Here is a 24,757-nt window from a genome sequence, read left to right as displayed (position 1 = left end):
GCGGCCCCGATAGGTCAAGATTAGGCGTGGCGAGCGGCATCGGCCAGGCTATCGAGATAGCGCTCGGCGTCCAGCGCCGCCATGCAGCCGGTCCCGGCAGAGGTGATCGCCTGACGATAGATATGGTCCATGACGTCGCCGGCGGCGAATACGCCCGGGACGCTGGTCTGGGTCGCGTTGCCGTTCAGACCTGACTGTACCTGAATGTAGCCGTTATTCAGCGTCAGCTGGCCATCGAAGATAGCGGTGTTCGGGCTGTGGCCGATCGCGACAAACAGGCCGCTGACGGCCAGCTCTTCGCAGGCTCCGCTTTGGGTATCTTTCAGACGCAGGGCGTTAACGCCCATATCATCGCCGAGTACCTCGTCCAGAGTCCGGTTGGTGTGCAGGACGATATTACCGCTGCGCACCTTGTCCATCAGGCGGTCGATAAGGATTTTCTCGGCGCGGAAGCTGTCGCGGCGGTGGATCAGATGCACCTTGGCGGCGATGTTGGCCAGGTACAGCGCCTCTTCTACGGCGGTGTTACCGCCGCCGATCACGGCGATCTCTTGCTGGCGGTAGAAAAAGCCATCGCAGGTGGCGCAGGCGGAGACGCCGCGGCCTTTAAAGGCCTCTTCCGACGGCAGGCCCAGATAGCGGGCAGAGGCGCCGGTGGCGATGATCAGCGCGTCGCAGCTGTACTCCTGGCTGTCGCCAAACAGACGAAACGGGCGCTGGCTGAGATCCACGCGCTGGATATGGTCAAGGATGATCTCGGTATTGAATTTGGCCGCATGCTGATTCATGCGCTCCATCAGCAGAGGCCCGGTCAGCCCTTCCGGATCGCCCGGCCAGTTTTCCAGCTCGCTGGTGGTGGTGAGCTGACCGCCTTTTTCCATGCCGGTGATCAGCACCGGGTTGAGGTTGGCACGCGCCGCATAGACGGCCGCGGTGTATCCCGCCGGGCCTGAGCCCAGAATGAGAAGCTTGCAATGTTTTACGGAGCTCATGAAATCCTCTTTTCCAATGTGGTACGTCTTGGACTCGATTTTAAAAAAACTTACGGTGTAAAAAAAGCGTGCAGCAACGGTGTTATCAATCTGTGTAATAGGTAATGACTATCAATAAGGTTAGTCAATATTAGTAAGATGCACTGATAATACGACAATATCCAGTCATTATCGCTAGACCATGGCGGTGAGTGGCGCGGAAAAGTAGCGAAATGAGCCAGGATACGGTGGTGCTTTTAACCTAGGGAAACGTTGCCTTAAGGTACCATTTGGCAGGTTCTTCTAGTTTTATTTCTTTTGCTTTGACAATCGGCTGTTCATTTGCGAAAACATGGAGGAGAGGAGGGGAAACGTTGCCTGGATTGGCGGGTTTGCTCTTATCTGATGAAAATGTGACCCGTGACATAAGGCCGGGTTGCCGCCTCGTGGGACGTGACCCGGTGCGTGAGTGGCATGATGGTCGGGGCCACACGGACGGTCGTTCTGCGCTCACCGTTGCGGCGGCAGCGCGCGAGCAGGCACGTAAAATAGGGGGAGACCCCAGCAGAAAATAGGCACCCCGGTCCCATCCGGCGGTCGCAGGAGATGGCAATGGAAATTGCCAGTTGACGGGCAGGCACAACGTCTTCTTTTGGGACTATTCCTTGGCAATGTGACCTTGTCGCAGGGATGGCAACAGGGAAGAATATAAGAGAGATAACAAGATGGCAGACAATAAGAAACGCCCTGGTAAGGATCTGGATCGTATTGACCGTAATATCCTGAATGAGTTACAGAAAGATGGCCGTATCTCCAACGTCGAGCTTTCCAAGCGCGTGGGGCTGTCGCCGACGCCGTGCCTGGAGCGCGTGCGCCGACTGGAGCGGCAGGGCTTCATTCAGGGCTATACCGCGCTGCTGAATCCGCACTATCTGGATGCATCCCTGCTGGTGTTCGTCGAGATCACGCTGAATCGCGGAGCGCCGGATGTGTTTGAACAGTTCAATACCGCGGTGCAGAAGCTGGAGGAGATCCAGGAGTGTCACCTGGTTTCCGGTGACTTCGACTATCTGTTGAAGACCCGCGTACCGGACATGTCCGCCTACCGTAAGCTGCTGGGGGAGACCCTGCTGCGTCTGCCGGGGGTGAACGATACCCGCACCTATGTGGTGATGGAAGAGGTGAAGCAGAGCAACCGCCTGGTGATCAAGACGCGCTGACGCGCGGACAGGTGCAAAGCCGCAATAATTTGGGTACACTCCTGTGTATGTATACAGTTTCAGCGCCGGGCGACGCCTCGGCGCTGTTCTTATGGCGGGCATGCAGCTTAGGCTGCACGCAATGGCAGAAAACAGGACCCTGGAGAGCCTTTCTTGAGCCAGGAATATACAGAAGAAAAAGAAGTTACCCTGAAGCACGTGAGCGGCGGACGGCGAGTGTATGAGGTGCTGCTGATTTTGGTAGCGCTGTTTGCTGTGTATATGATGGCATCGCTGGTGACGTTCGATCCCTCCGATCCCAGCTGGTCGCAGACCGCCTGGCATGAGCCGATCCACAATATCGGCGGCGGCGCCGGCGCCTGGATGGCCGATACGCTGTTCTTCGTCTTTGGCGTACTGGCCTATGCCATTCCTCCGATCATGGTGATCCTCTGCTGGGTAGCCTACCGTAAGCGCGACGACAGTGGCCATGTGGACTACTTTGCCATCGCCCTGCGCCTGATCGGCATGCTAGCGCTGGTGATCGCCTCCTGTGGGCTGGCGGCGCTGAACGTCGATGATCTGTACTACTTCGCCTCCGGCGGCGTGATCGGCAGTCTGATCAGTAGCGTGGTGCTGCCGCTGCTGGGCAGCATTGGGGCTACGCTGGCGATGCTGGGCGCCTGGGCCGTGGGGCTGTCGCTGTTCACCGGCTGGTCATGGTTGACCATCGCGGAGAAGCTCGGCGCGCTGCTGCTCGGCGGTCTGACCTTGATGAGCAACCGCTCGCGCCGCGATGTGCGGACGGACGATGACGACGACACCGAGGTATACGACGCGGATGCCTACGACGCGGATGAGCGTCGCGTCGCCGATATCGATACGCCGGCGGCGGAGGCGCACCGCGTCGTCGATCCGCTGTTGGGCGAGGCGGACGATCCGCTGCTGTCCGGTCTGCGGGCGTCAGATGATGCGTCCGACGCCGCGCCGGAAATGAAGGGCCTGCGTCCGCTGGCGCAGGTGGATGACGCGCCGCCGCAGGCGCAGGATGACCCTGATACGGCCTTGGCGACGGCCGCTGCCGCCGCGGTGCTTAGCGCTCCGGGTATCGCGGTGACGCCTGCCGCGGTTTCCGCCGCCGTGCCGTCGAGCGATCCGCGGTTTGCCGCGTCGCCGGCGGCGCCGCACGCGTCGAGCGATCCGCGGTTTGCCGCGTCGCCGACAGCGTCGCACGCGTCGAGCGATCCGCTGTTTGCCGCGTCGTCGGCAGCGCCGCACGCGTCGAGCGATCCGCGGTTTGCCGCGTCATCGGCAGCGCCGCATGCGTCGAGCGATCCGCAGTTTGCCGCGTCGAGCGATCCGCGGTTTGCCGCGTCGTCGGCAGCGCCGCACGCGTCGAGCGATCCGCTGTTTGCCGCGTCGCCGGCAGCACCGCATGCGTCGAGCGATCCGCTGTTTGCCGCGTCGCCGACAGCGCCGCACGCGTCGAGCGATCCGCAGTTTGCCGCGTCGCCAGCAGCGCCGCACGCGTCGAGCGATCAGCAGTTTGTCGCGTCGCCGACAGCGCCGCACGCCGCTGCGGCGGGCGTCGATACGGCGCCGTTCACCTTCAGCGCCAGCGAGCCGGAAAGCAGTGAGCCGATCGCCCCGATGTACTCGTTTACCCTGCCGGAGGATCGTCCCCATACGCCGTCTCCGGCCGCGCCGCGTCCGGCAACGTCCGGGCGTCTCCACCCGTCGCGCGACGCCGAGCCGCCGCTCGGTCAGTGGTCTACGCCGAGCGTCGATGAGACGAACGCTGCGCCTGGCGCGGCAGATCTTCCCTATCTCAATCCGGGGCTGTCGCCGGATCTGCCGGTGTTTGGGGCCGCCAGCCGTCACGATGAGTCGGCCACCTTGGCCGCGGTGGCCTCCGCGGCGGCCTTTACCCCGGCTATCGATGCGCTGGACGGCGGAGTGCAGGTGAAGCAGGGCATCGGTCCCGAGCTGCCGCGCCCGAACCCGGTTCGTATTCCGACCCGCCGCGAGTTGGCATCGCTGGGGATCAAGCTGCCGTCACAGCGGATAGCGGAGGATCGCGCCCGCCGTGAGGCCCAGGAGCGCCGCGCACAGGAGGCGCAGGCCGAGCTGGAGCAGACGCCGCCGCTGCAGGTGACGCCGCTGGGGCAGGAGAGCACCGCCGCGGCCGGTCAGTCCATCTTTGCCCAGGCCTCGGCGCTGGCCACCGGGGCCGGTGGCGCCGCGCCTGAGACGGCATCGCTGCCGTCGTTCTCCGCCTACTCAGCGCCGCAGGCGCATCCGGTTGCCGCAGCGGCAGAGGATGAGGCCGAGCGTGCGGCGCTGCGAGAGCAGGCCGCGCTGCGCGAGGCCTTTGTCAGCCAGCAGCGGGCCCGCTATGGGCAGGATTACCTGCACGAGGACGACGATGAGCGCGCGCTGGAGCAAAGTCGCCTGCAGCGCGAGTTTTTGGCCGCGCAGCAGCAGCGCTATGGCGATGCCGACGAAGGTCGGGATCGCGGCACGCCGGCAGCGCAGGCGATCCCGGCGCCCCAGACGGTCGCCGTGCCGCCGCAGGGCGGGCTGATGTCGTTCTCCGCCCACGAGGCGCTGGCGCAGGCCGAACAGCCGGCGCCCGCCTTCGGCTTTGCCGATTTTAGCGCCGTGGACGATGGGCCGCAGGAGCCGCTGTTTACGCCGCCGCCGGAGAGCGCGCCGCCCGCCGTCGCGCCCCCAGAGCCGCCCGCCGCCGCGCAGGCGCCGATGGCCGGGCTGGTTCATCCCTTCCTGATGCGCGACGAGCGACCGCTGCATAAGCCGACGACGCCGCTGCCGACCCTGGATCTGTTGACGTCGCCGCCGGCTAACGCCGAGCCGGTCGATATGTTTGCCTTGGAGCAGCAGGGGCAGCTGGTAGAGGCGCGCCTGGCGGACTATCGGGTTAAGGCCGCGGTGGTCGGTATTTCGCCGGGGCCGGTGATCACCCGTTTCGAGCTGGATCTGGCGCCGGGCGTGAAAGCGGCGCGTATCTCCAACCTATCGCGCGATCTGGCGCGCTCCCTGTCGGCCGTGGCGGTTCGCGTGGTGGAGGTGATCCCAGGTAAACCCTACGTGGGTCTGGAGCTGCCAAACAAGCATCGCCAGACCGTCTACCTGCGCGAGGTGCTCGACTGCCCGCAGTTCCGCGAGAGCCCTTCACCGCTGACGGTGGTGCTGGGTAAGGATATCGCTGGTCAGCCGGTGATCGCCGATCTGGCCCGCATGCCTCACCTGCTGGTGGCCGGTACGACCGGCTCCGGTAAGTCGGTGGGGGTGAACGCGATGATCCTGAGCATGCTGTTCAAATCCACGCCGGACGAAGTGCGCTTTATCATGATCGACCCGAAGATGCTGGAGCTGTCGGTCTACGAAGGCATCCCGCACCTGCTGACCGAGGTGGTCACGGATATGAAGGACGCGGCCAACGCGCTGCGCTGGTGCGTCGGCGAGATGGAGCGGCGCTACCGCCTGATGTCCGCGCTCGGGGTTCGTAACCTGGCCGGGTATAACGATAAGGTGCGCCAGGCCGAGGCGATGGGCCGTCCGATCCCCGATCCGCTGTGGCGGCCGGGCGACAGTATGGACGCATTGCCGCCGGCGCTGGAAAAGCTGCCCTATATCGTGGTGATGGTGGACGAGTTCGCCGACCTGATGATGGCGGTGGGCAAGAAGGTCGAAGAGCTGATCGCCCGCCTGGCGCAGAAGGCACGCGCGGCGGGTATTCACCTGGTGCTGGCGACCCAGCGTCCGTCGGTCGACGTGATCACGGGCCTGATCAAGGCCAACATTCCGACCCGTATCGCCTTTACCGTCTCCAGCAAGATCGACTCGCGCACCATCCTGGATCAGGGCGGCGCCGAATCCCTGCTGGGGATGGGCGACATGCTGTATATTCCGCCCAATACCTCGACGCCGGTGCGCGTGCATGGCGCCTTTGTGCGCGACGAAGAGGTTCACGCGGTGGTGCAGGACTGGAAGGCGCGCGGGCGTCCACAGTATATTGACAGCATTACCGCCTGCGATGACAGCGAAGGCGGCGGCGCGGGGCTGGACAGCGACGATGAGTTGGATCCGCTGTTCGATCAGGCCGTCGCGTTCGTGATCGACAAGCGTCGGGCGTCGATTTCCGGGGTGCAGCGCCAGTTCCGTATCGGCTATAACCGGGCGGCGCGCATCGTGGAGCAGATGGAGGCGCAGGGGATCGTTAGCCCGCAGGGGCACAACGGTAACCGTGAGGTGCTGGCGCCGCCGTCTGGCGACTATGACTGACGGGCGGTGCGGCGCGGCGTTTTTCTCGCGTGGCGCCGCGCGGCCTGACGTATAATCAACGGGTATTGTGACACCTGATCGCGGCATCGCGGCGGTCAGGCCCAATTTATTCTTGCTTAAGGTAATCATACCGATGAAAAAGCTGTTAGTTGCGTGCTGCGTCGTTAGCGGCATGATGTCGGCCTCCGCTCTGGCGTCGCCGAGCAGCGATCTGCAGGGCCGCTTGAATAAGGTAAACAGTTTCCACGCCAGCTTTACCCAGACGGTCAGCGCGGCGGACGGCACGCCGGTGCAGCAGGGCGAAGGGGAGCTGTGGGTAAAACGCCCCAATCTGTTTAACTGGCATATGATTTCGCCGGATGAGAGCGTGCTGGTGTCCGATGGCAAGACCCTGTGGTTTTATAACCCCTTCGTCGAGCAGGTGACCGCCACCTGGCTTAACCGCGCCACCGGCAATACGCCGTTTATGCTGATCACCCGCAACGACGCCAGCGACTGGGCGCAGTATAACGTGACCCAGAAGGGCGATACCTTCGACCTGATGCCGAAGAGCGCCAAGAATAACCTGAAAAAGTTCACCATCAGCGTGATGCCTGACGGCACCATCAACGGCTTTAGCGCCGTTGAACAGGACGGTCAGCGCAGCGTCTATACGCTGAAGCGTCAGCAGAATGGCGCGGTGGATGCGGCCAAGTTCCGCTTTACGCCGCCGGCGGGCGTGACGCTGGACGATCAGCGCCAAAAATAAGGGGCGGAACCGCGACGTGAGCAACCTTTCCCTCGATTTCTCCCAGAATGCATTTCAGCCGTTGGCCGCACGGATGCGGCCGACGGCGCTGGAGCAGTACATCGGACAGCGTCACCTGCTGGCGGCGGGCAAACCGCTGCCGCGCGCCATTTTGGCGGGGCACCTGCACTCGATGATCCTGTGGGGGCCTCCGGGGACCGGCAAGACGACGCTGGCGGAGCTGATCGCCCGCTACGGTCACGCCGAGGTTGAGCGGATTTCGGCGGTGACTTCGGGGATCAAGGAGATCCGTGAGGCCATTGAGCGCGCGCGCCACAATCGCGACGCGGGGCGACGCACGATCCTGTTTGTTGATGAGGTGCACCGCTTTAACAAGAGCCAGCAGGACGCCTTTTTACCCCATATCGAGGATGGCACCATCACCTTTATCGGGGCCACCACGGAAAACCCGTCGTTTGAGCTGAACTCGGCGCTGCTGTCGCGGGCGCGGGTATACCTGCTCAAGGCGCTGGACGCGCAGGATATTGCCCAGGTGGTGCAGCAGGCGATGACGGATCGCGAGCGCGGCTATGGCGCGCAGGATCTGACGCTGCCGACGGAGACCCGCGATGCGCTGGCGGAGCTGGTCAGTGGCGATGCGCGCCGGGCGCTGAATACGCTGGAAATGATGGCGGATATGGTCGAAGCGGACGCCCAGGGGCAGCGGGTGCTAACCCTGGATCTGCTGCGGTCGGTGTCCGGCGAGCGCAGCGCGCGCTTCGATAACCACGGCGATCGCTATTACGATCTGATCTCCGCGCTGCATAAGTCCGTGCGCGGGTCGGCGCCGGATGCCGCGCTGTACTGGTATGCACGCATTATTACGGCGGGCGGCGATCCGCTGTACGTGGCGCGCCGTCTACTGGCCATTGCGTCGGAGGATGTGGGCAATGCCGATCCCCGTGCGATGCAGGTGGCGATCGCCGCCTGGGACTGCTTTACCCGCGTCGGCCCCGCCGAGGGAGAGCGCGCCATTGCCCAGGCGATCGTCTACCTGGCCTGTGCGCCGAAGAGCAACGCCGTCTATACCGCCTTCAAGGCGGCGATGCGCGATGCCAAGGAGCGTCCGGACTACGATGTGCCGCCCCACCTGCGCAATGCGCCGACGTCGCTGATGAAGTCGATGGGGCTGGGGCAGGAGTACCGCTATGCCCACGATGAGCCGAATGCCTATGCCGCCGGCGAGGTCTACTTCCCGCCGGAAATGGCGCAGACGCGCTATTATCAGCCGACGGCGCGCGGCCTTGAGGGCAAGATCGGCGATAAGCTGGCCTGGCTCGCTGAGCAGGATCAAAATAGCCCGACAAAACGCTACCGCTAACCCATTCATTGCGGTAAGGTTATGAAGAAATCCGCTTTGCATTGAGCGCACTGCCGCGGATGCGGCTGTCGCCTCGATGTATTGTTTATTAAAAACCCCTCAATAATTCACAGGATTAGCATGCTAGATCCCAATTTGCTGCGTAATGAGCTAGACGCAGTCGCCGAAAAACTGGCTCGCCGAGGCTATAAACTGGATGTTGACACACTGCGTCAACAGGAAGAACGCCGTAAAGTGCTGCAGGTCGAAACGGAATCCCTGCAGGCTGAGCGTAACTCGCGATCCAAATCCATCGGTGCGGCGAAAGCGCGTGGTGAGGATATCGAACCGCTGCGCCGTGAAGTCAATGAATTGGGTGAAAAGCTGGATGCCGCCAAGGCCGAGCTGGATCAACTGCAGCAGGAAATTCGCGATCTGGCGCTCTCGATCCCCAACCTGCCGGATGACTCCGTGCCGGTCGGTCGTGATGAGAACGATAACCAGGAGATCTGCCGCTGGGGTGAGCCGCGCCGCTACGATTTTGACGTTCGCGACCACGTCACCCTGGGTGAAATGGCCGATGGCCTGGATTTCGCTGCCGCGGTGAAGCTGACCGGCGCCCGCTTTGTGGTAATGAAAGGTCAGATCGCCCGCATGCATCGTGCCCTGGCCCAGTTTATGCTGGATCTGCACACGGAGCAGCATGGCTACCTGGAAACCTACGTGCCGTACCTGGTCAACCACGATACCCTGTACGGTACCGGCCAGCTGCCGAAGTTCGGCGCGGATCTGTTCCACACCCGTCCGCTGGAAGAAGAGGCCGACAGCAGCACCTATGCGCTGATCCCGACCGCCGAAGTGCCGGTAACCAACCTGGTGCGTGGCGAGATCCTGGAAGAGAGCGCGCTGCCGCTGAAGATGACCGCCCATACCCCGTGCTTCCGCTCTGAAGCCGGCTCCTATGGTCGCGATACCCGCGGTCTGATCCGTATGCACCAGTTCGACAAAGTTGAGCTGGTACAGATCGTCCGTCCGGAGGACTCGATGGCGGCGCTGGAAGAGCTGACCGCGCACGCGGAGAAAGTGCTGCAGCTGCTGAATCTGCCGTACCGTAAGGTGCTGCTGTGCACCGGCGATATGGGCTTTGGCTCCAGCAAGACCTACGATCTGGAGGTCTGGGTTCCGGCGCAGAACACCTACCGCGAAATCTCCTCCTGCTCCAACATGTGGGACTTCCAGGCGCGCCGTATGCAGGCCCGCTACCGCAGCAAGGACGACAAGAAGCCGCGTCTGGTGCACACGCTGAACGGCTCTGGCCTGGCGGTGGGGCGTACCCTGGTCGCCGTGATGGAAAACTATCAGCAGGCCGATGGCCGTATTCAGGTGCCGGAAGTGCTGCGCCCGTATATGAACGGTCTGGAATATATCGGTTAATCCGTTATTCTCCAGCGTTAAAACCCCGCATCGCGGGGTTTTTTTTATTGTCGTCCGCCCATCGTATATTCTCCCGCTGCCGCCGCGCCCGCCGTCGTAAAAATAAATGATTGTGGTTATCACCCGTAATTTATTAATTTCGATTGAAAGGCTTTAAACGTGTTTTTTCATTATGTGAAATGCAACGTCTTATTTCTTGATGTGAAACAAATAGGGCGGTAGTGAAAACCGTATTCTCTTTTAAGAGAGCGTGAGCTAGGCCGTGGCGTTACATAGCTAGGTGATTATTTTAATGATTATTATATCCTTAGCGTCAGCCTGAGCACTCGGCAGCGCTACTGTCGGGTCGCCTGGGCGCCTGTCACCTCTTTTCTGTTTTCTTTGAGTGTGCCGCTTTTCCAATAGGGAAAGTGGTCTTTGCTGTATTAACCAGTAGAAAGCAAAATAAAAGTGAGCATGCTATGAAAAAAAACAGTCGGACGGCGTTACTGGATGCGTCGCTGAGTCGGCGAACCGTGGTGAAGGGCGGGGCGATTGGTGGGCTGGCGGCGGCCAGCGGCGCGCTGTCATTGCCCTTTGTCCGCCAGGCTCAGGCTACGCCCGCGCAGAATAAGCCGGCGGCGCAGGATGAGCAGGTGATCTGGAGCGCCTGTACCGTTAACTGCGGCAGCCGTTGCCCGCTGCGGATGCACGTGGTCGATGGTGAAATCGCCTATGTCGAAACCGATAATACCGGCGACGATCGCTACGAGGGACTGCATCAGGTGCGCGCCTGCCTGCGCGGCCGTTCGATGCGCCGCCGAGTCTACAACGCCGATCGCTTAAAATACCCGATGAAGCGGGTCGGCAAGCGCGGCGAAGGTAAATTTAAGCGCATCACCTGGGAAGAGGCGTTCGACACTATCGCCGTCAGCATGAAGGGAATTATCAAGACCTACGGTAACGAAGCGATCTACCTGAACTATGGCACCGGGACGCTGGGCGGCACTCTGACCCGCTCGTGGCCGCCGGGCGCGACGCTGATCGCCCGACTGATGAACTGCTGCGGCGGCTATCTCAACCACTATGGCGACTACAGCACCGCGCAAATCGCCGCCGGACTGAACTACACCTACGGCGGCTGGGCCGACGGCAACAGCCCGTCGGACATTGAAAACAGCCAGCTGGTGGTGATGTTCGGCAATAACCCGGGCGAAACCCGGATGAGCGGCGGCGGTGTGACCTACTATGTGGAGCAGGCGCGCGCCAAGTCCAACGCGAAAATGATCATTATCGACCCGCGCTACACCGACACCGGCGCCGGGCGTGAGGATGAGTGGATCCCGATCCGTCCCGGCACCGATGCGGCGCTGGCGGCGGGGCTAGCCTATGTGCTGATCACCGAAGCGATGGTCGATCAGCCGTTTCTGGATCGCTACTGCGTCGGCTATGACGAGCGGACCCTGCCCGCGGGCGCACCGGCCAACGGCCACTATAAGGCCTATATTCTGGGTCAGGGGCCGGATAAAACCGCCAAGACGCCGGCCTGGGCAGCGGCGATTACCGGGATCCCGCAGGATAAGATCATCAAGCTGGCGCGGGAGATCGGCGGCGCCAAGCCGGCCTATATCTGCCAGGGCTGGGGACCGCAGCGTCACGCCAACGGTGAGCTGACGTCGCGCGCCATCGCCATGCTGCCGATCCTGACCGGCAACGTGGGGATCAACGGCGGCAACAGCGGCGCCCGCGAAGGCTCCTACAGCCTGCCGTTTGTGCGGATGCCGACGCTGGAGAACCCGGTGAAGACCAGCATTTCGATGTTCCTGTGGACCGATGCCATCGTGCGGGGGCCGGAGATGACGGCCACGCGCGACGGGGTGCGCGGCAAGGATAAGCTGGATGTCCCGATCAAGATGATCTGGAACTACGCCGGAAACTGCTTAATTAATCAGCATTCAGAGGTGAATCGCACCCACGAAATCCTGCAGGATGACAGTAAGTGCGAGATGATTGTGGTGATCGATAACCATATGACCGCCTCGGCCAAGTATGCCGATATCCTGCTGCCGGACTGCACCGCCTCCGAGCAGATGGACTTCTGCCTGGATGCCTCCAGCGGCAACATGAGCTATGTGATCTTTGCCGACCAGGTCATTGCGCCGCGCTTCGAGTGCCGCACTATCTATGACATGACCAGCGAGATCGCCAAGCGTATGGGCGTCGGCCAGCAGTTTACCGAGGGGCGTACGCAGGAGGAGTGGCTGCGCCATCTGTATGCCCAGTCACAGCAGGCGATCCCAGGGCTGCCGTCGTTTGAGGCGTTCCGCGAACAGGGGATCTACAAGCAGCGAGATCCGCAGGGGCACCACGTGGCCTATCGCGACTTCCGCGCCGATCCCCAGGCGCACCCCCTGACCACGCCGTCGGGCAAAATCGAGATCTACTCCGCTGCGCTGGCCGAGATCGCCGCCACCTGGCAGCTGGGGCCGGACGACGTTATCGATCCGCTGCCGATCTACAGCCCCGGGTTTGAAAGCTATCAGGATCCGCTGATCGCCAAGTTCCCACTGCAGCTGAGCGGTTTTCACTATAAGGCGCGTACCCACTCCACCTATGGCAACGTGGACGTGCTGAAGGCGGCCTGTCCCCAGGAGATGTGGATCAATCCGCTGGATGCCGCTCCGCGCGGTATCGCCCAGGGCGATCTGGTGCGGATCTACAACGATCGCGGTGAGGTGCGCATCAGCGCCAAGGTGACGCCGCGCGTGCTGCCCGGCGTCGTGGCGCTGAGCGAAGGGGCCTGGTATAGCCCGGACGGTGAGCGGGTCGACTACGGCGGCTGTATTAACGTCCTGACGACTCAGCGTCCGTCGCCGCTGGCCAAGGGTAATCCGTCACACACCAATCTGGTACAGGTTGCCAAGGCCTAAGGAGTAGCTGATGACAACGCAATACGGTTTTTATATTGACTCCAGCCGCTGCACCGGGTGTAAGACCTGCGAGCTGGCCTGTAAGGATTACAAGGATCTGACGCCGGACGTCAGCTTCCGTCGCATCTATGAGTACGCCGGCGGCGAGTGGCAGCGCGAGGGCGACGGCTGGCATCACGACGTGTTTGCCTACTACCTCTCGATCTCCTGCAACCACTGCGACGACCCCGCCTGCGTGAAGGTGTGTCCGAGCGGTGCGATGCACAAGCGAGAGGATGGCTTCGTGGTGGTGGACGAATCGGTGTGCATCGGCTGCCGCTATTGCCATATGGCCTGTCCCTATGGCGCGCCGCAGTACAATGCGCAGAAGGGACATATGACCAAGTGCGACGGCTGCTATGAGCGAGTGGCGCAGGGGCAGAAGCCGATCTGCGTCGAGTCTTGCCCGCTGCGTGCGCTCGATATGGGGCCGATTGAGGAGCTGCGCGCTCGCTACGGCGATCTGGCCGCGGTAGCGCCGCTGCCGGCGGCGCACTATACCCGGCCGAACCTGGTGCTGAAGCCGAATGCCAACAGCCGTCCGGTCGGTGATACCTGCGGCTACCTGGCGAATCCAAAGGAGGTCTGAGATGGGAATGGGATGGCATGAATGGCCGTTGATGATCTTCACGGTGCTGGGACAGAGCGTAGCCGGTGCCTTTATCGTGATGGCGGCGGTACTGCTGCGCGGGCGTCTGGAGGCCGATCGCGCCCTGCGGATCCAGGGGCGGATGTTCTTCCTGTGGCTGCTGCTGGGGATCGCCTTTGTGGCGTCGGTGCTGCATCTCGGCTCGCCGCTGCGCGCCCTGAACTCGCTGAACCGGATCGGGGTCTCTGGGCTGAGCAACGAGATCCTGTGCGGTTCGCTGTTCTTTGCCGCCGGGGGCCTGTACTGGCTGCTGGCGGTGCTGGGCAAGATGCCGGTCGCCCTGGGGCGCCTGTGGCTGATGCTGACGATGGCGCTGGCGCTGCTGTTTGTCTGGGCGATGAGCCAGGTGTACCAGATCAATACGGTGCCGACCTGGTATAGCGGGTACACCACGCTGAGCTTCTTTGTCACCATGCTGATCGGCGGGCCGCTGCTGGGCTATCTGCTGCTGCGGTCGGTGGAGATGGACAGCGCCTCGCTGCGCCTGCTGCCGCTGCTGAGCTGCTTCGCCGCGTTGGTCGGCGTGGTGGCCGCTGGCATGCAGGGGAGTGGCCTGGCCACCATCCACAGCGCGGTGCAGCAGGCCTATGCCCTGGTTCCGGATTTTGCCGGTCTGCTGGCGCTGCGCAGCGTGCTGCTGGCGCTGGGACTGGGCTGCTGGCTGTGTCCGCTGCTGCGCGGTAAGGCGCCGTCGCTGACGACGCTGACGCTTGCCCTGATCCTGGTGCTGGCGGGTGAGCTGGTGGGACGCGGGGTGTTCTATGGTCTGCATATGACCGTCGGCGTGGCGGTTGCCGGCTAATGACAGAGTGGGGCGGCGCCGAGGCGCCGCCCATCGCGTAAGGAATGCGTTGGTTATGTTACAACCTGAACAACTGCAGGATATGGCGCTGACGGCGCGGGCGCTGGGGGCCTTGTTATACTGGCCGCCGGACAGTGAACAGGCGGCGCCGCTGGTGACGCTGCTGCGTCAGCCGCAGGAGACGCAGCGCTGGCCCTATGGCTCGTCGGCGCAGCGTGAACACTGCGCCGCGCTGCTGTGCGCGCCTGCGCAGGAGTCGCTGGCCTCGGCTTATCAGCGGCTGTTTATCGGCCCCCACGCGCTGGCGGCACCGCCTTGGGGATCGGTCTATCTGGATCGGGAAAGCGTGCTGTTCGGCGAATCCACCCTGGCGCTGCGCCACTGGATGCATGCGCAGGGGATCAGCTGGCAGTCCGATGCCCGCGAGCCGGAGGATCATATCGGTATTTTGCTGCTGCTGACCGCCTGGCTGGCCGAGGGGCAGCCGCAGCAGCTGCCGGCGCTGCTGCAGCAGCATCTGTTGCCGTGGGGCGGACGCTATCTGACGCTGCTGCAGCTGGGCGCGGATCACCCGTTTTATCAGGGACTGGCGTCGCTGGCGGCGTTGACGCTGCAGGCGTGGCAGCGCCAGTTCGCCATCGTCGACGGCGACGTACGGCTCTATCGCTGATGCGCGATCGCCGCGACGAACGTTACTATCGTGCCTGGATGACGCACCGCCACGTCAGCCGGCGTGGTCTGCTGCGCGGTCTGCTGGGGGGAGGTCGCCAGGCGCAGCGGCAGGCGGCGCTGATCTCCGAATGCCGGGCCGCGGGGAGACCGCCCTATGCGCTGGCGGAGGCGGCCTTCTTGGCCTGCTGCGATGGCTGCGGGGAGTGTGTCGACGCCTGCCCCTATGGGCTTATCGCTCTGCACGAAGGGCACGCCTGGCTGGATATCGCCTTTTGCGCCTGCGACACGCAGCGCTGTCGGGCCTGCGTCGACGCCTGTCCTACGGGGGCGCTGCAGCCGTGGCTCCCCGCGGATACTGCCTGGCGTCCGCAGGTTGGCCCGCACTGCCTGGGTCGCTACGCGGCGTGTCGTCTGTGTCAGCGGGCCTGTCCCCAGCAGGCGCTGTGCTTCGACGACGCGGGACAGCCGCAGCTTGAGGAGAGCGCCTGCGACGGCTGTGGTCAGTGTAAAATCGCCTGTCACGATGGTCATCTGCAGCTGGTTGCCGCCGTTGCGCGCGGGAGAGGGTAACGCGCTGTCCCGTCCCCTTGCCGGCCCGCGGTTGAGCAGTTAACGAGCCATTGACATTTTTGTCACCGGTGGCATGATGCGCTCACTTTTTCTGTCTGTGCGGTCACTCTTCCATGCTCTCGCTTTCTCGCCCGGTGCTGCTGCTGCTCTGCGGGCTATTACTGCTGACGGTCGCCATGGCCTTACTCAATACGCTGGTGCCGCTGTGGCTGGATCAGCAGCACCTAGCGACGTGGCAGGTCGGGCTGGTGGGATCGGCCTATTTTCTTGGTAATCTGGTCGGGACGCTGGTCACCGGGCGAGTGATTCTGCGGCGCGGCTTCAATCAGAGCTACTACTACGCCTGCCTGCTGTTTGCCGCCTCGACGGCGGCGCTGGGGATCGCCAGTGAGTTCTGGGGCTGGCTACTGTGGCGTTTTCTGGCCGGGATCGGCTGTGCCATGATCTGGGTGATCGTCGAGAGCGCCCTGCTGCGCAGCGGCAGCAACGCCAACCGGGGCCAGCTGCTGGCGGCCTATATGACCATCTACTACTTGGGCACCGTGCTGGGACAGCTCGCGCTGGGGGTGATCTCGACGGCGCTGCTGAGGGTGATCCCCTGGACGACGGCGCTGATGGTGGTGGCGATGCTGCCGCTGTGTTTCGCCCGTATCGAACGGCCTCAGCCGCGGCGCGCGGCGCTGGCGATCTGGCCGCTGCTGCGCCGTCGCAGCGCCCGGCTGGGGGTCAACGGCTGCGTTATTTCTGGGGCGATACTGGGCACCCTGTATGGGCTGCTGCCGCTGTACCTGAGCCATCAGGGGATTAGCGATGCCCGCGTCGGTTACTGGATGGCGCTGCTGGTCAGCGCGGGGATCCTCGGCCAGTGGCCGGTGGGGCGTCTGGCCGATCGCTATGGCCGCCTGCGGGTGCTGCGGGTACAGGTCACGCTGCTGATCCTCGGTAGTCTGGTGATGCTATCGACGCCGCAGGGGGCGCTGGCGGCGCTGGTGATTCTGGGCGGCGCCGGATTTACGCTCTACCCCGTCGCCATGTCGTGGGCGTGTGAGCGAGCCGATCGTCATGAGCTGGTGGCGATGAATCAGGCGCTGCTGATGAGCTATACCCTGGGCAGCCTGGCCGGCCCCACCCTGGTGGCGCTGCTGATGCAGCATTTCTCCGATCGCTGGATGTTTGTGACGATCGCCGCGATTGCGCTGTGCTATGGGCTGATGCTGTGGCGACGCCCCGAAGGACACTCCGCGCTGCCGGCGGCCTAAAGCAAGACACCCCGCGCAGAGCGCAGGGTGTCGCGATGGTGCAGCATATGCCCGCCCGCGGTGGGGCGGGACGCCGCCGTCAGTGCAGCAGCGCGGCCTGAATTCGAGCCCCCAGCATGTTCTGGCTGGTTGCCTGGGTGAACAGCTCGAAGCCGTTGTTGATCTCCAGCCAGTTTTCGATTCGGCTGTGCAGATCATACAGCGCCTGCTGGGTTCCGGCGGAAAGGGTGATAATCAGGTTTACCTCAGCGCCATCCGGCATCACGACCGGTTTATCACACTTGAGTACGGATGCCTCTCCCTGTTCACTGAGTACCCCATGCTGCGGTTGGGCGAATACCAGCATCACACCTTCGCGTACCATGAAATCCTGCTTGCCCCGTTTCAGTGCGTCGATGATGTGCAGCGGATAATGGGCGCTAACCTTCTTATCGCTGATCAGCGGTTGACAGGCAAGATGGATGGCATGGCGCCAGCTCAGCGGCTGGTGGCAATACTGCCAGCGTTGGTCGAGAGTTGCATCAATAGACATAAAATCCTCCGGTAACCTTGTACCTGAAATAATTATCTGTGCTGTCCCTAGTGATAATTTCATTGAGCCGTCTACGGTCGCAGTGACGATAAGACGCGGGTACAAGTTCAGCATTAAAATAACGATACATCACACGTAACAGATTGATTAATAACATCTAATCTCTTGCGGTGTAAAAACAGTGTATCGACTCAGGTCACAGAAGTCACTGACTAGAAGAATTTCTAATAATCGCGATCGTCTCATTACATTACTTAAATCATCGCCGCGATATTAGCGTAATAATTCAGCAAAAAGGCATTATGTGCGATGAATATACTGAAAATAACGGGAATTGCGTGATGAATGGTATGCCGAACGGCGATGGGGGGCGGGGGAGAGCGGCCTCCGGGAGGGAGGCCTGTCGCAGAGAGCGCTATTTATAGATTTCAGCGGTTGCGGTGATGCTGCTACCCATGCCGGTCGAACCTATCGAGGTGATATGGAAGTAGTCGCCCCCCTGCTGCGCGGTTTTCTGCGCTAGGGCATCGACGGTCTGATCCAGCGTGCCGTTGGGGATCTGGATCCGTACGGCGCCGATACGCTGCTGATCCATGGCCTGACGGGCATCGATCTGGCTGGCGGCGAAGGCGGAGGTGGCGCTGAGCAGCAGGGCCAGGGTGGTTGCGATGGTATAGGTTTTCATAGAATTATCCTTCTTGTTTTTGCAGGTCAATAGCATTGTCTTAATCAGTCAATACGTGATTACAGCGCGGTGGTCAGGTTAATGAGCCACTCAGGAGACAGCGCGATGAGCCACTTCTCCAGGGTTTTATCCAGGCCACTCAGCACCAGCAGCGCGACGGCGACCAGGCTCCAGCCCATGATCTTGCGACCGGACTCCCCCAGCTGCGCCAGCTTGGCGCGGCGCTGCAGGAAAAACTGGCGCGATAGCATGCCGATCGCCATCAGCGGCACCAGCGCGCCGAGGCTAAACACCAGCATGACGACGCTGACGCTGAGCAGGCTTTCGCCGCGGCTGGCCAGGGCGATGGCGGCGCCCAGGGTCGGACCGATACAGGGGGTCCAAACCAGCCCCAGCAGCAGGCCGACGATCAGCTGGCCGGCGGCGGATCGCGGCTGGAAGGTGCTGAGCCAGGTCTGCCCGTGTCCGGTCAGCGCGCTGGTCTTCAGGCTCATCCAGGCCTGTATCCGGCGGTTCAATAGCCACAGGGCGACCAGCAGCATCAGCACCGCGGCACCGTAGCGCAGCGTACGGCCGTCAAATCCCAGGCTGAAGCCCAGCGAGGCGACGAGCACGCCGGTCAGGGTAAACGCCACGGCCATACCGGCGGCCAGGAATAACAGCCCCCAGCGGCTGCGATCCATCGCCGATGAGGCCACGATAGGCAGGATCGGCAGGACGCAGGGGGAGAGGGTCGTCAGCATGCCGGCCAGCAGGCTGAATCCCAGTGTCAGCAGGCTTATCTCCATGGGGCGTCCTTAGCGGGTCAGAAAGTCAGAGAGCGCGCTTTGCGACGTTTCACCGATGCTGCGGCGGACCTCCTGACCGTTACGATAGAGGATCAGGGTGCTTTGCTGGCTGACGCGAAACTGCTGCAGCGCCGCCTTTTGGGTATCGAAGTTGACCTTAAAGACGCGCAGATCGCGCTGGGCCGGCTGGGCAAACAGCGGCGTGAGTTCACGCTCCTGCCGTTTGCACACCGGGCACCAGTCGGCGTAGACGTCAACCAGCACCGGTGCGCCGCTGGCCTGCGCCTGGGTAAAGGCGGCGTCGCTATAGGGCTCTACGCTAGCGGCCTGTACGGCCGCCGACAGCAGCAGGGCGGGAATAAACAGTAGGGTGCTCAGGGTTTTCATGATGCTTTCTCCGCGGTAGAGGCCTGCATCACCGCACGGCTGCGCTCGGCAATACTCAGGCTGATGCCCAAAAAGGCCAGATCCTTAAACAGGAAAAACTCGGTTACCGGCACCCCGTCGACCACTTTGAAGACGCCCGGGGTGGTAAACATGAAGCTCAGGGTCACCAGGAAAATCACGCTGGCGGCCAGCCCGGCATAGAAGCCGATATGCGGTCGGGTGATGCCGATCAGCAGCGCTGCGCCCACCACGACTTCACTCACGCCGATCAGGTTAGAGACCATCTGGACGCTGAATACGCCGTACAGCCACCCCATCAGGATATGGTGCTCGACCAGCGGCTTAATCGCGGCGGCCTCCGTCGGCGTAAATTTGAAGATGCCGAGCCAAATCAGGATCAGCGCCGTTGCCCACAGGCCGATCAGATAGCCGCGTCGTCCGCTGTATTTGCATGAATTCATAATCCCACCTTTTTGTAATGTTCGATACAATATACTATTATGGTATTGGCAAGTTGAGTCAAGCATTTTTGTATCTATCGATACAAAAATCGATACGCAGGGTGAAAAATGAAAGAGCACAACAATAAAAAGGCAGGGCGGCCACAGAAGTTTGAGCGAGAACAGGTATTGGATAAGCTGCTGCAGCTGTTCTGGATGCAGGGGTATGAGGGAACCTCTATCGCCGAGATCGTGAAGTGCGCGGGGATTAACCCGCCGACGCTGTATGCGTCATTCGGCAGTAAGGAGCAGGTGTTTGCGCTGGTGATGGAGCGCTATGTCTCGCAGTACCTGAGCCCGGTGATCGCCAGCATCAAAACGCCGGGGCTGTCGGTGCCGGCCCGACTCGCGCTGTTTTTAACCCGCTTTGTCGAGGTGATCACCCAGCCTGGCTATCCGCGCGGCTGCATGCTGCTGTTTGAGCTGTTTACCTATCACAAGAAGCCACCGACGGTCTTTGCCGGGCTGAATAGCGCCGGGCTCGCCTTTTTCAACGAATTCTGCGCGATGGTGGCGCAGGGGATCGAGCGCGGTGAGATCCACGGGGCGGGCACGCCGCAGGAGACGGCGACGCTGATCTTGGCCTTCGAAAAGGGGTTGGCCATGCAGGCGAAGGCGGGGAGCGATCGCGATATGCTGCTGCACATTAGCCGCCAGTTTGTGCAGATGCTGACGCGCTAAGCGGGCGATGGCGTTAACGCGAGGCGGCGCCGTCGGGCGCCGCCTCGGGAGCGGAGGCGCTTAATAGATAACCTTGTGGCCATACTCGGTCAGAATGCCTTTGACTCTCTCCATGATCTCGCGGGAGGGGGGCTTCACGTCGCCCAGCTGATAGGTTTCCCCCATCGCTTCCCACTTGTGCTTGCCAAGCTCATGGTAGGGCAGCAGCTCTATCTTCTCGATGTTCTTCATATCCTTGGTGAATTCCCCCAGCAGGCGCGCCGAGGCCTCATCGTCTGACCAGCCCGGGACCACCACGTAGCGAATCCAGGTTTTCTGGTTGCGCTTGGCCAGGTAGCGGCAAAACTCCAGGGTGCGATGATTGGAGACGCCGACCAGATTCTTATGGATATCGTCGTTCATCTGCTTGAGGTCGAGCATCACCAGATCGGTGACATCCAGCAGTTCGTCAATGACCGGATCGTAGCGGCGTACGAAGCCGTTGGTGTCCAGACAGGTGTGGATGCCCTCAGCCTGACAGGCGCGGAACCAGTCGCGCACAAACTCGGCCTGCAGCATGGCCTCGCCGCCGGAGGCCGTCACGCCGCCGCCGGAGGCATTCATAAAGTGGCGGTAGGTGACGGTGTCTTTCATCAGCTCTTCTACGGTGACCTCTTTGCCGCCGTGGGTATCCCAGGTGTCGCGGTTATGGCAATACAGGCAGCGCATTAGGCAGCCCTGGAAGAAGGTGATAAAGCGGATGCCTGGGCCGTCAACGGTACCGCAGGATTCGAACGAGTGGATGCGACCTGTTACTGACATTGCGGGGTTATCTCCAAAATTGACTGATCAATAGCAGTCATAAAACCACATGGGGCAGGTCGATATGCGGATACCGCCCTGTCCCGAGGGTAGTAACTGTTTTGCCCGGTATCCCTTGGCACCAGCGTGCCAGAGAGCGCCCCGGCAAAACAGTCAATCCTGTTGTTTTTTTGGATGGTTTAGTCTGTGGCAGACTCCTGATGATAAAAAGGCCCCACCGGGGTGGAGCCTTTATTTTATGCCATTTTACGCGGTCAGGGAATTAGATGGACTGCGTGAAGGTACGGGTAATAACGTCCTGCTGCTGCTCTTTGGTCAGCGAGTTGAAGCGGACGGCATAGCCGGATACACGGATGGTCAGCTGCGGATATTTCTCCGGGTTTTCCATCGCATCCAGCAGCATCTCACGGTTCATGACGTTGACGTTCAGGTGCTGGCCGCCTTCGATGGAGGCTTCGTGGTGGAAGTAACCATCCATCAGGCCTGCCAGGTTAGCTTTACGCACTTCGTCATCTTTACCCAGCGCGTTCGGCACGATAGAGAAGGTATAAGAGATACCATCCTTCGCGTAGGCGAACGGCAGTTTGGCGACGGAGGTCAGAGAGGCAACGGCGCCTTTCTGATCGCGGCCGTGCATCGGGTTAGCACCCGGGCCAAACGGTGCGCCGGCGCGACGGCCGTCCGGGGTGTTACCGGTCTTCTTACCATAAACCACGTTAGAGGTGATGGTCAGTACAGACTGGGTCGGGGTAGCGCCACGGTAGGTGTTCAGTTTCTGAATTTTCTTCATGAAACGTTCAACCAGGTCGCAGGCCATGTCGTCAACGCGCGGATCGTTGTTACCGAACTGCGGGTATTCGCCTTCGATGTCAAAGTCGATAGCCAGGCCGTTTTCGTCACGGATCGGCTTAACTTTGGCGTACTTGATGGCGGACAGGGAGTCGGCGGCAACGGACAGACCGGCGATACCGCAGGCCATGGTACGGAACACGTCACGATCGTGCAGCGCCATCAGAGAGGCTTCGTAGCTGTACTTGTCGTGCATGTAGTGGATGATGTTCAGGGCGGTGACATACTGCTTAGCCAGCCAGTCCATGAAGTGATCCATGCGCTCCATCACTTCGTCGAAGTTCAGAACGTCGCCTTTGATCGGCTCGGATTTCGGGCCAACCTGCATCTTCAGTTTTTCGTCCACGCCGCCGTTGATTGCGTACAGCATGGTTTTCGCCAGGTTAGCGCGGGCGCCGAAGAACTGCATCTGCTTGCCGACAACCATCGGGCTTACGCAGCAGGCGATAGCGTAGTCGTCGTTGTTGAAGTCCGGACGCATCAGGTCATCGTTCTCATACTGTACGGATGAGGTGTCGATGGAGACCTTGGCTGCGTATTTTTTGAACGCCAGCGGCAGTTTTTCAGACCACAGGATGGTCATGTTCGGTTCCGGAGACGGCCCCATGGTGTACAGGGTGTTCAGGAAACGGAAGCTGGTGCGGGTAACCAGGGTACGACCGTCCAGGCCCATACCGGCCAGGGATTCGGTTGCCCAGATCGGGTCGCCGGAGAACAGCTCATCGTACTCCGGAGTACGCAGGAAGCGTACCATACGCAGTTTCATGACCAGGTGGTCGATCATTTCCTGCGCTTCTTCTTCGGTCAGTTTGCCGGCTTTCAGGTCGCGTTCGATGTAGATATCCAGGAAGCTGGATACGCGGCCGAAGGACATGGCGGCACCGTTCTGAGACTTAACGGCGGCCAGGTAGCCGAAGTAGGTCCACTGTACGGCTTCGCGAGCGTTGGTTGCCGGACCGGAGATATCGCAGCCGTATTTAGCGGCCATCTCTTTGATCTGACCCAGCGCACGGTGCTGTTCAGAGATCTCTTCACGCAGACGGATGGTCGCTTCCAGATCGACGCCGTTTTCCAGTTTTTCCTGCAGCGAGGTGAACTGGGCAAACTTGTCTTTCATCAGGTAGTCGATACCGTATACGGCGATACGACGGTAGTCACCGATGATACGGCCACGGCCGTAGGCATCCGGCAGACCGGTCAGCACGCCGGATTTACGGCAGCGCAGGATGTCCGGGGTGTAAACGTCGAATACGCCCTGGTTATGGGTCTTACGGTATTCGGTGAAGATCTTCTTGATCATCGGATCCAGCTCGCGGTTGTACGCTTTGCAGGAACTTTCGACCATCTTGATGCCGCCAAACGGGATGATGGCGCGCTTCAGCGGAGCATCGGTCTGCAGACCGACGATCTGCTCCAGATCTTTAGTGATGTAACCGGCGTCGTGCGCGGTAATGGTAGAGGCGATGTTGGTATCAAAATCGACCGGCGCATGGGTGCGGTTTTCGATTTTGATGCCTTCCATGACTTTGTCCCACAGGGCAGTGGTCGCAGGGGTAGCACCGGCCAGGAAGGACTCGTCACCTTCATACGGGGTGTAGTTTTTCTGGATGAAGTCACGAATGTTGACTTCGTTCTGCCAGTCGCCGCCGGTGAAACCTTCCCATGCAGCTGCTTGTTTTTCATTAAGTTCGGTCATTTAACACCTACCTTCTAGTGTGGATTTCTTTGTAAACCCGTCCCTGCGCGGGATAAACATGACATTAATGCTTATCACCGCCGCGCAGATAAATTACCCAGTATGTCAGACCTACCAGCAGGCCGCCGCCGATGATATTCCCGAGAGTGACCGGGATCAGGTTGGCCGTAATAAAGTGACTTACTGTCAGGTTTGAGAACTGTTCCGGTGCAGCGCCTACTGCCTGCCAGAATTCCGGCGTTGCAAAATTTTTGATTACGATACCAAAGGGGATCATAAACATGTTTGCGATGCTGTGCTCAAAGCCACTGGCAACAAACATGGCCACCGGTAGGACCATGGCAAACATTTTGTCCATCAGGCTGCGTCCGGAGTAACTCATCCACACGGCCAGACAGACCATTAGGTTAGCCAGAATGCCCAGGCAGACGGCTTCCACAAAGGTGTGGTGCATCTTGTGATCGGCCGTTTTGAGCACGTTAAGTCCCCAGCCGCCGTTCGCCGCCATATATTCGCCGGCAAACCACATCAGCGCCACGAAGAACAGCGCGCCGATCAGGTTACCGACGTAGACATTCAGCCAGTTTAAACCCAGTTGTTTCCAGGTGACGCGGCCGCTGGCTTTGGCGACCACGATCAACACGGTAGAGGTAAACAGATCGGCGCCGCAGACGACGACCAGCATCAAACCGAGCGAGAAGCAGATACCGCCTACCAGCTTGGCCAGGCCAAACGGAACGGTAGCAGTCCCTGTCGTAACGGTGATGTAAAAGGTGAAGGCGATAGAAATGAAGACACCAGCGGTGATCGCTAAATAAAAGGTTTTTAGCGGGTGCTTAGTGGCTTTGTAAACACCGGCATCTTCGGCCACTTTGGCCATTGCTGCGGGTAAAAGTAGGTCAAAGGGGTTGTCAGCTTTCACACTAACTCTCTCTTAAGATT

The 24,757-nt window shown here is 61.2% G+C and carries 21 protein-coding genes; 12 read left to right on the top strand and 9 right to left on the bottom strand.

What is annotated here, in order from left to right; all coding sequences use genetic code 11:
• Positions 1-20: 20 nt before the first annotated feature.
• Positions 21-992 carry a thioredoxin-disulfide reductase gene (trxB, locus tag BRD58_RS11490; protein ID WP_034168736.1) on the bottom strand — a complete coding sequence of 324 codons (972 nt, stop codon included), beginning with the start codon at positions 990-992 and terminating at the stop codon, positions 21-23.
• Between the two features lie 704 nt (positions 993-1,696).
• Between trxB and lrp the strand changes: the two genes are divergently transcribed.
• The 11 genes from lrp to BRD58_RS11435 all read left to right on the top strand — a co-directional run bounded on the left by lrp (position 1,697) and on the right by BRD58_RS11435 (position 16,896).
• Positions 1,697-2,191: a leucine-responsive transcriptional regulator Lrp gene (gene lrp / locus BRD58_RS11485; RefSeq protein WP_008812989.1), complete on the top strand. Its 495-nt coding sequence runs from the start codon at positions 1,697-1,699 to the stop codon at positions 2,189-2,191.
• Positions 2,192-2,344: 153 nt separating this feature from the next.
• On the top strand, positions 2,345-6,475 hold the full coding sequence (locus BRD58_RS11480) for a DNA translocase FtsK 4TM domain-containing protein (RefSeq protein WP_073383003.1): 4,131 nt from the start codon (positions 2,345-2,347) through the stop codon (positions 6,473-6,475).
• Between the two features lie 133 nt (positions 6,476-6,608).
• Positions 6,609-7,223, top strand: coding sequence for an outer membrane lipoprotein chaperone LolA (lolA, locus tag BRD58_RS11475; protein ID WP_012849030.1), 615 nt, complete (start codon positions 6,609-6,611; stop codon positions 7,221-7,223).
• Positions 7,224-7,239: 16 nt separating this feature from the next.
• Positions 7,240-8,583: a replication-associated recombination protein A gene (locus BRD58_RS11470; RefSeq protein WP_069578834.1), complete on the top strand. Its 1,344-nt coding sequence runs from the start codon at positions 7,240-7,242 to the stop codon at positions 8,581-8,583.
• 120 nt (positions 8,584-8,703) lie between these two features.
• Entirely contained in the window at positions 8,704-9,996 is a 1,293-nt protein-coding gene (serS, locus tag BRD58_RS11465; protein WP_012849028.1) for a serine--tRNA ligase, read from the top strand.
• Positions 9,997-10,457: 461 nt separating this feature from the next.
• A complete protein-coding gene (gene dmsA / locus BRD58_RS11460) occupies positions 10,458-12,905 on the top strand; it encodes a dimethylsulfoxide reductase subunit A (RefSeq protein ID WP_015461824.1) in 2,448 nt (815 codons plus the stop codon).
• A 10-nt stretch (positions 12,906-12,915) separates the two neighbouring features.
• The gene (locus BRD58_RS11455) at positions 12,916-13,533 is read left to right on the top strand and encodes a DMSO/selenate family reductase complex B subunit (protein WP_012849025.1); all 618 of its coding nucleotides are present in this window, start codon (positions 12,916-12,918) and stop codon (positions 13,531-13,533) included.
• A 1-nt stretch (position 13,534) separates the two neighbouring features.
• On the top strand, positions 13,535-14,395 hold the full coding sequence (locus BRD58_RS11450) for a DmsC/YnfH family molybdoenzyme membrane anchor subunit (RefSeq protein WP_034168058.1): 861 nt from the start codon (positions 13,535-13,537) through the stop codon (positions 14,393-14,395).
• Positions 14,396-14,450: 55 nt separating this feature from the next.
• On the top strand, positions 14,451-15,065 hold the full coding sequence (gene dmsD / locus BRD58_RS11445) for a Tat proofreading chaperone DmsD (protein WP_073382999.1): 615 nt from the start codon (positions 14,451-14,453) through the stop codon (positions 15,063-15,065).
• Positions 15,065-15,637: a 4Fe-4S dicluster domain-containing protein gene (locus tag BRD58_RS11440; protein WP_073382994.1), complete on the top strand. Its 573-nt coding sequence runs from the start codon at positions 15,065-15,067 to the stop codon at positions 15,635-15,637. The genes dmsD and BRD58_RS11440 overlap by 1 nt, the downstream gene beginning before the upstream one ends.
• Before the next feature lie 113 nt (positions 15,638-15,750).
• Positions 15,751-16,896: an MFS transporter gene (locus tag BRD58_RS11435; RefSeq protein WP_015461822.1), complete on the top strand. Its 1,146-nt coding sequence runs from the start codon at positions 15,751-15,753 to the stop codon at positions 16,894-16,896.
• A 79-nt stretch (positions 16,897-16,975) separates the two neighbouring features.
• Here the strand turns inward: BRD58_RS11435 and BRD58_RS11430 are convergent, their stop codons facing one another.
• The 5 genes from BRD58_RS11430 to BRD58_RS11410 all read right to left on the bottom strand — a co-directional run bounded on the left by BRD58_RS11430 (position 16,976) and on the right by BRD58_RS11410 (position 19,749).
• Positions 16,976-17,428, bottom strand: coding sequence for a PTS sugar transporter subunit IIA (locus BRD58_RS11430; RefSeq protein ID WP_015461821.1), 453 nt, complete (start codon positions 17,426-17,428; stop codon positions 16,976-16,978).
• Between the two features lie 415 nt (positions 17,429-17,843).
• The gene (locus BRD58_RS11425) at positions 17,844-18,113 is read right to left on the bottom strand and encodes a YdgH/BhsA/McbA-like domain containing protein (protein ID WP_012849020.1); all 270 of its coding nucleotides are present in this window, start codon (positions 18,111-18,113) and stop codon (positions 17,844-17,846) included.
• 59 nt (positions 18,114-18,172) lie between these two features.
• Positions 18,173-18,901 carry a cytochrome c biogenesis CcdA family protein gene (locus BRD58_RS11420; RefSeq protein WP_012849019.1) on the bottom strand — a complete coding sequence of 243 codons (729 nt, stop codon included), beginning with the start codon at positions 18,899-18,901 and terminating at the stop codon, positions 18,173-18,175.
• 9 nt (positions 18,902-18,910) lie between these two features.
• Complete coding sequence (locus tag BRD58_RS11415; RefSeq protein ID WP_015461819.1) at positions 18,911-19,288, bottom strand: thioredoxin family protein; 378 nt, start codon at positions 19,286-19,288, stop codon at positions 18,911-18,913.
• Positions 19,285-19,749 (bottom strand): DUF417 family protein, encoded by a 465-nt coding sequence (locus BRD58_RS11410; protein WP_034168055.1) that lies wholly within the window; start codon positions 19,747-19,749, stop codon positions 19,285-19,287. The genes BRD58_RS11415 and BRD58_RS11410 overlap by 4 nt, the downstream gene beginning before the upstream one ends.
• Before the next feature lie 108 nt (positions 19,750-19,857).
• Between BRD58_RS11410 and BRD58_RS11405 the strand changes: the two genes are divergently transcribed.
• Positions 19,858-20,469, top strand: coding sequence for a TetR/AcrR family transcriptional regulator (locus BRD58_RS11405; protein WP_012849016.1), 612 nt, complete (start codon positions 19,858-19,860; stop codon positions 20,467-20,469).
• A 60-nt stretch (positions 20,470-20,529) separates the two neighbouring features.
• Here BRD58_RS11405 and pflA read toward each other — a convergent pair whose 3' ends face one another.
• The 3 genes from pflA to focA all read right to left on the bottom strand — a co-directional run bounded on the left by pflA (position 20,530) and on the right by focA (position 24,737).
• Complete coding sequence (gene pflA / locus BRD58_RS11400; protein ID WP_012849015.1) at positions 20,530-21,270, bottom strand: pyruvate formate lyase 1-activating protein; 741 nt, start codon at positions 21,268-21,270, stop codon at positions 20,530-20,532.
• A gap of 262 nt (positions 21,271-21,532) precedes the next feature.
• The gene (gene pflB, locus BRD58_RS11395) at positions 21,533-23,815 is read right to left on the bottom strand and encodes a formate C-acetyltransferase (RefSeq protein WP_012849014.1); all 2,283 of its coding nucleotides are present in this window, start codon (positions 23,813-23,815) and stop codon (positions 21,533-21,535) included.
• A 64-nt stretch (positions 23,816-23,879) separates the two neighbouring features.
• Positions 23,880-24,737, bottom strand: coding sequence for a formate transporter FocA (gene focA, locus BRD58_RS11390; protein ID WP_015461817.1), 858 nt, complete (start codon positions 24,735-24,737; stop codon positions 23,880-23,882).
• Positions 24,738-24,757: the final 20 nt, after the last annotated feature.

It is taken from the genome of Edwardsiella piscicida (assembly GCF_001896205.1).
GTDB lineage: Bacteria > Pseudomonadota > Gammaproteobacteria > Enterobacterales > Enterobacteriaceae > Edwardsiella > Edwardsiella piscicida.
The sequence above is the reverse complement of the archived record's forward strand: the minus strand, read 5'-3'. Positions and strand labels throughout refer to the sequence as shown.

What these genes read in the sequence shown, in the direction of transcription:
- lrp (WP_008812989.1), top strand. Translation starts at nt 1,697, where the DNA reads ATGGCAGACAATAAGAAACGCCCTGGTAAGGATCTGGATCGTATTGAC.
- lolA (WP_012849030.1), top strand. Translation starts at nt 6,609, where the DNA reads ATGAAAAAGCTGTTAGTTGCGTGCTGCGTCGTTAGCGGCATGATGTCG.
- BRD58_RS11435 (WP_015461822.1), top strand. Translation starts at nt 15,751, where the DNA reads ATGCTCTCGCTTTCTCGCCCGGTGCTGCTGCTGCTCTGCGGGCTATTA.
- serS (WP_012849028.1), top strand. Translation starts at nt 8,704, where the DNA reads ATGCTAGATCCCAATTTGCTGCGTAATGAGCTAGACGCAGTCGCCGAA.
- BRD58_RS11450 (WP_034168058.1), top strand. Translation starts at nt 13,535, where the DNA reads ATGGGAATGGGATGGCATGAATGGCCGTTGATGATCTTCACGGTGCTG.
- BRD58_RS11430 (WP_015461821.1), bottom strand. Translation starts at nt 17,428, where the DNA reads ATGTCTATTGATGCAACTCTCGACCAACGCTGGCAGTATTGCCACCAG.
- BRD58_RS11415 (WP_015461819.1), bottom strand. Translation starts at nt 19,288, where the DNA reads ATGAAAACCCTGAGCACCCTACTGTTTATTCCCGCCCTGCTGCTGTCG.
- dmsD (WP_073382999.1), top strand. Translation starts at nt 14,451, where the DNA reads ATGTTACAACCTGAACAACTGCAGGATATGGCGCTGACGGCGCGGGCG.
- BRD58_RS11420 (WP_012849019.1), bottom strand. Translation starts at nt 18,901, where the DNA reads ATGGAGATAAGCCTGCTGACACTGGGATTCAGCCTGCTGGCCGGCATG.
- BRD58_RS11440 (WP_073382994.1), top strand. Translation starts at nt 15,065, where the DNA reads ATGCGCGATCGCCGCGACGAACGTTACTATCGTGCCTGGATGACGCAC.
- pflA (WP_012849015.1), bottom strand. Translation starts at nt 21,270, where the DNA reads ATGTCAGTAACAGGTCGCATCCACTCGTTCGAATCCTGCGGTACCGTT.
- BRD58_RS11405 (WP_012849016.1), top strand. Translation starts at nt 19,858, where the DNA reads ATGAAAGAGCACAACAATAAAAAGGCAGGGCGGCCACAGAAGTTTGAG.
- dmsA (WP_015461824.1), top strand. Translation starts at nt 10,458, where the DNA reads ATGAAAAAAAACAGTCGGACGGCGTTACTGGATGCGTCGCTGAGTCGG.
- BRD58_RS11410 (WP_034168055.1), bottom strand. Translation starts at nt 19,749, where the DNA reads ATGAATTCATGCAAATACAGCGGACGACGCGGCTATCTGATCGGCCTG.
- pflB (WP_012849014.1), bottom strand. Translation starts at nt 23,815, where the DNA reads ATGACCGAACTTAATGAAAAACAAGCAGCTGCATGGGAAGGTTTCACC.
- trxB (WP_034168736.1), bottom strand. Translation starts at nt 992, where the DNA reads ATGAGCTCCGTAAAACATTGCAAGCTTCTCATTCTGGGCTCAGGCCCG.
- BRD58_RS11425 (WP_012849020.1), bottom strand. Translation starts at nt 18,113, where the DNA reads ATGAAAACCTATACCATCGCAACCACCCTGGCCCTGCTGCTCAGCGCC.
- BRD58_RS11455 (WP_012849025.1), top strand. Translation starts at nt 12,916, where the DNA reads ATGACAACGCAATACGGTTTTTATATTGACTCCAGCCGCTGCACCGGG.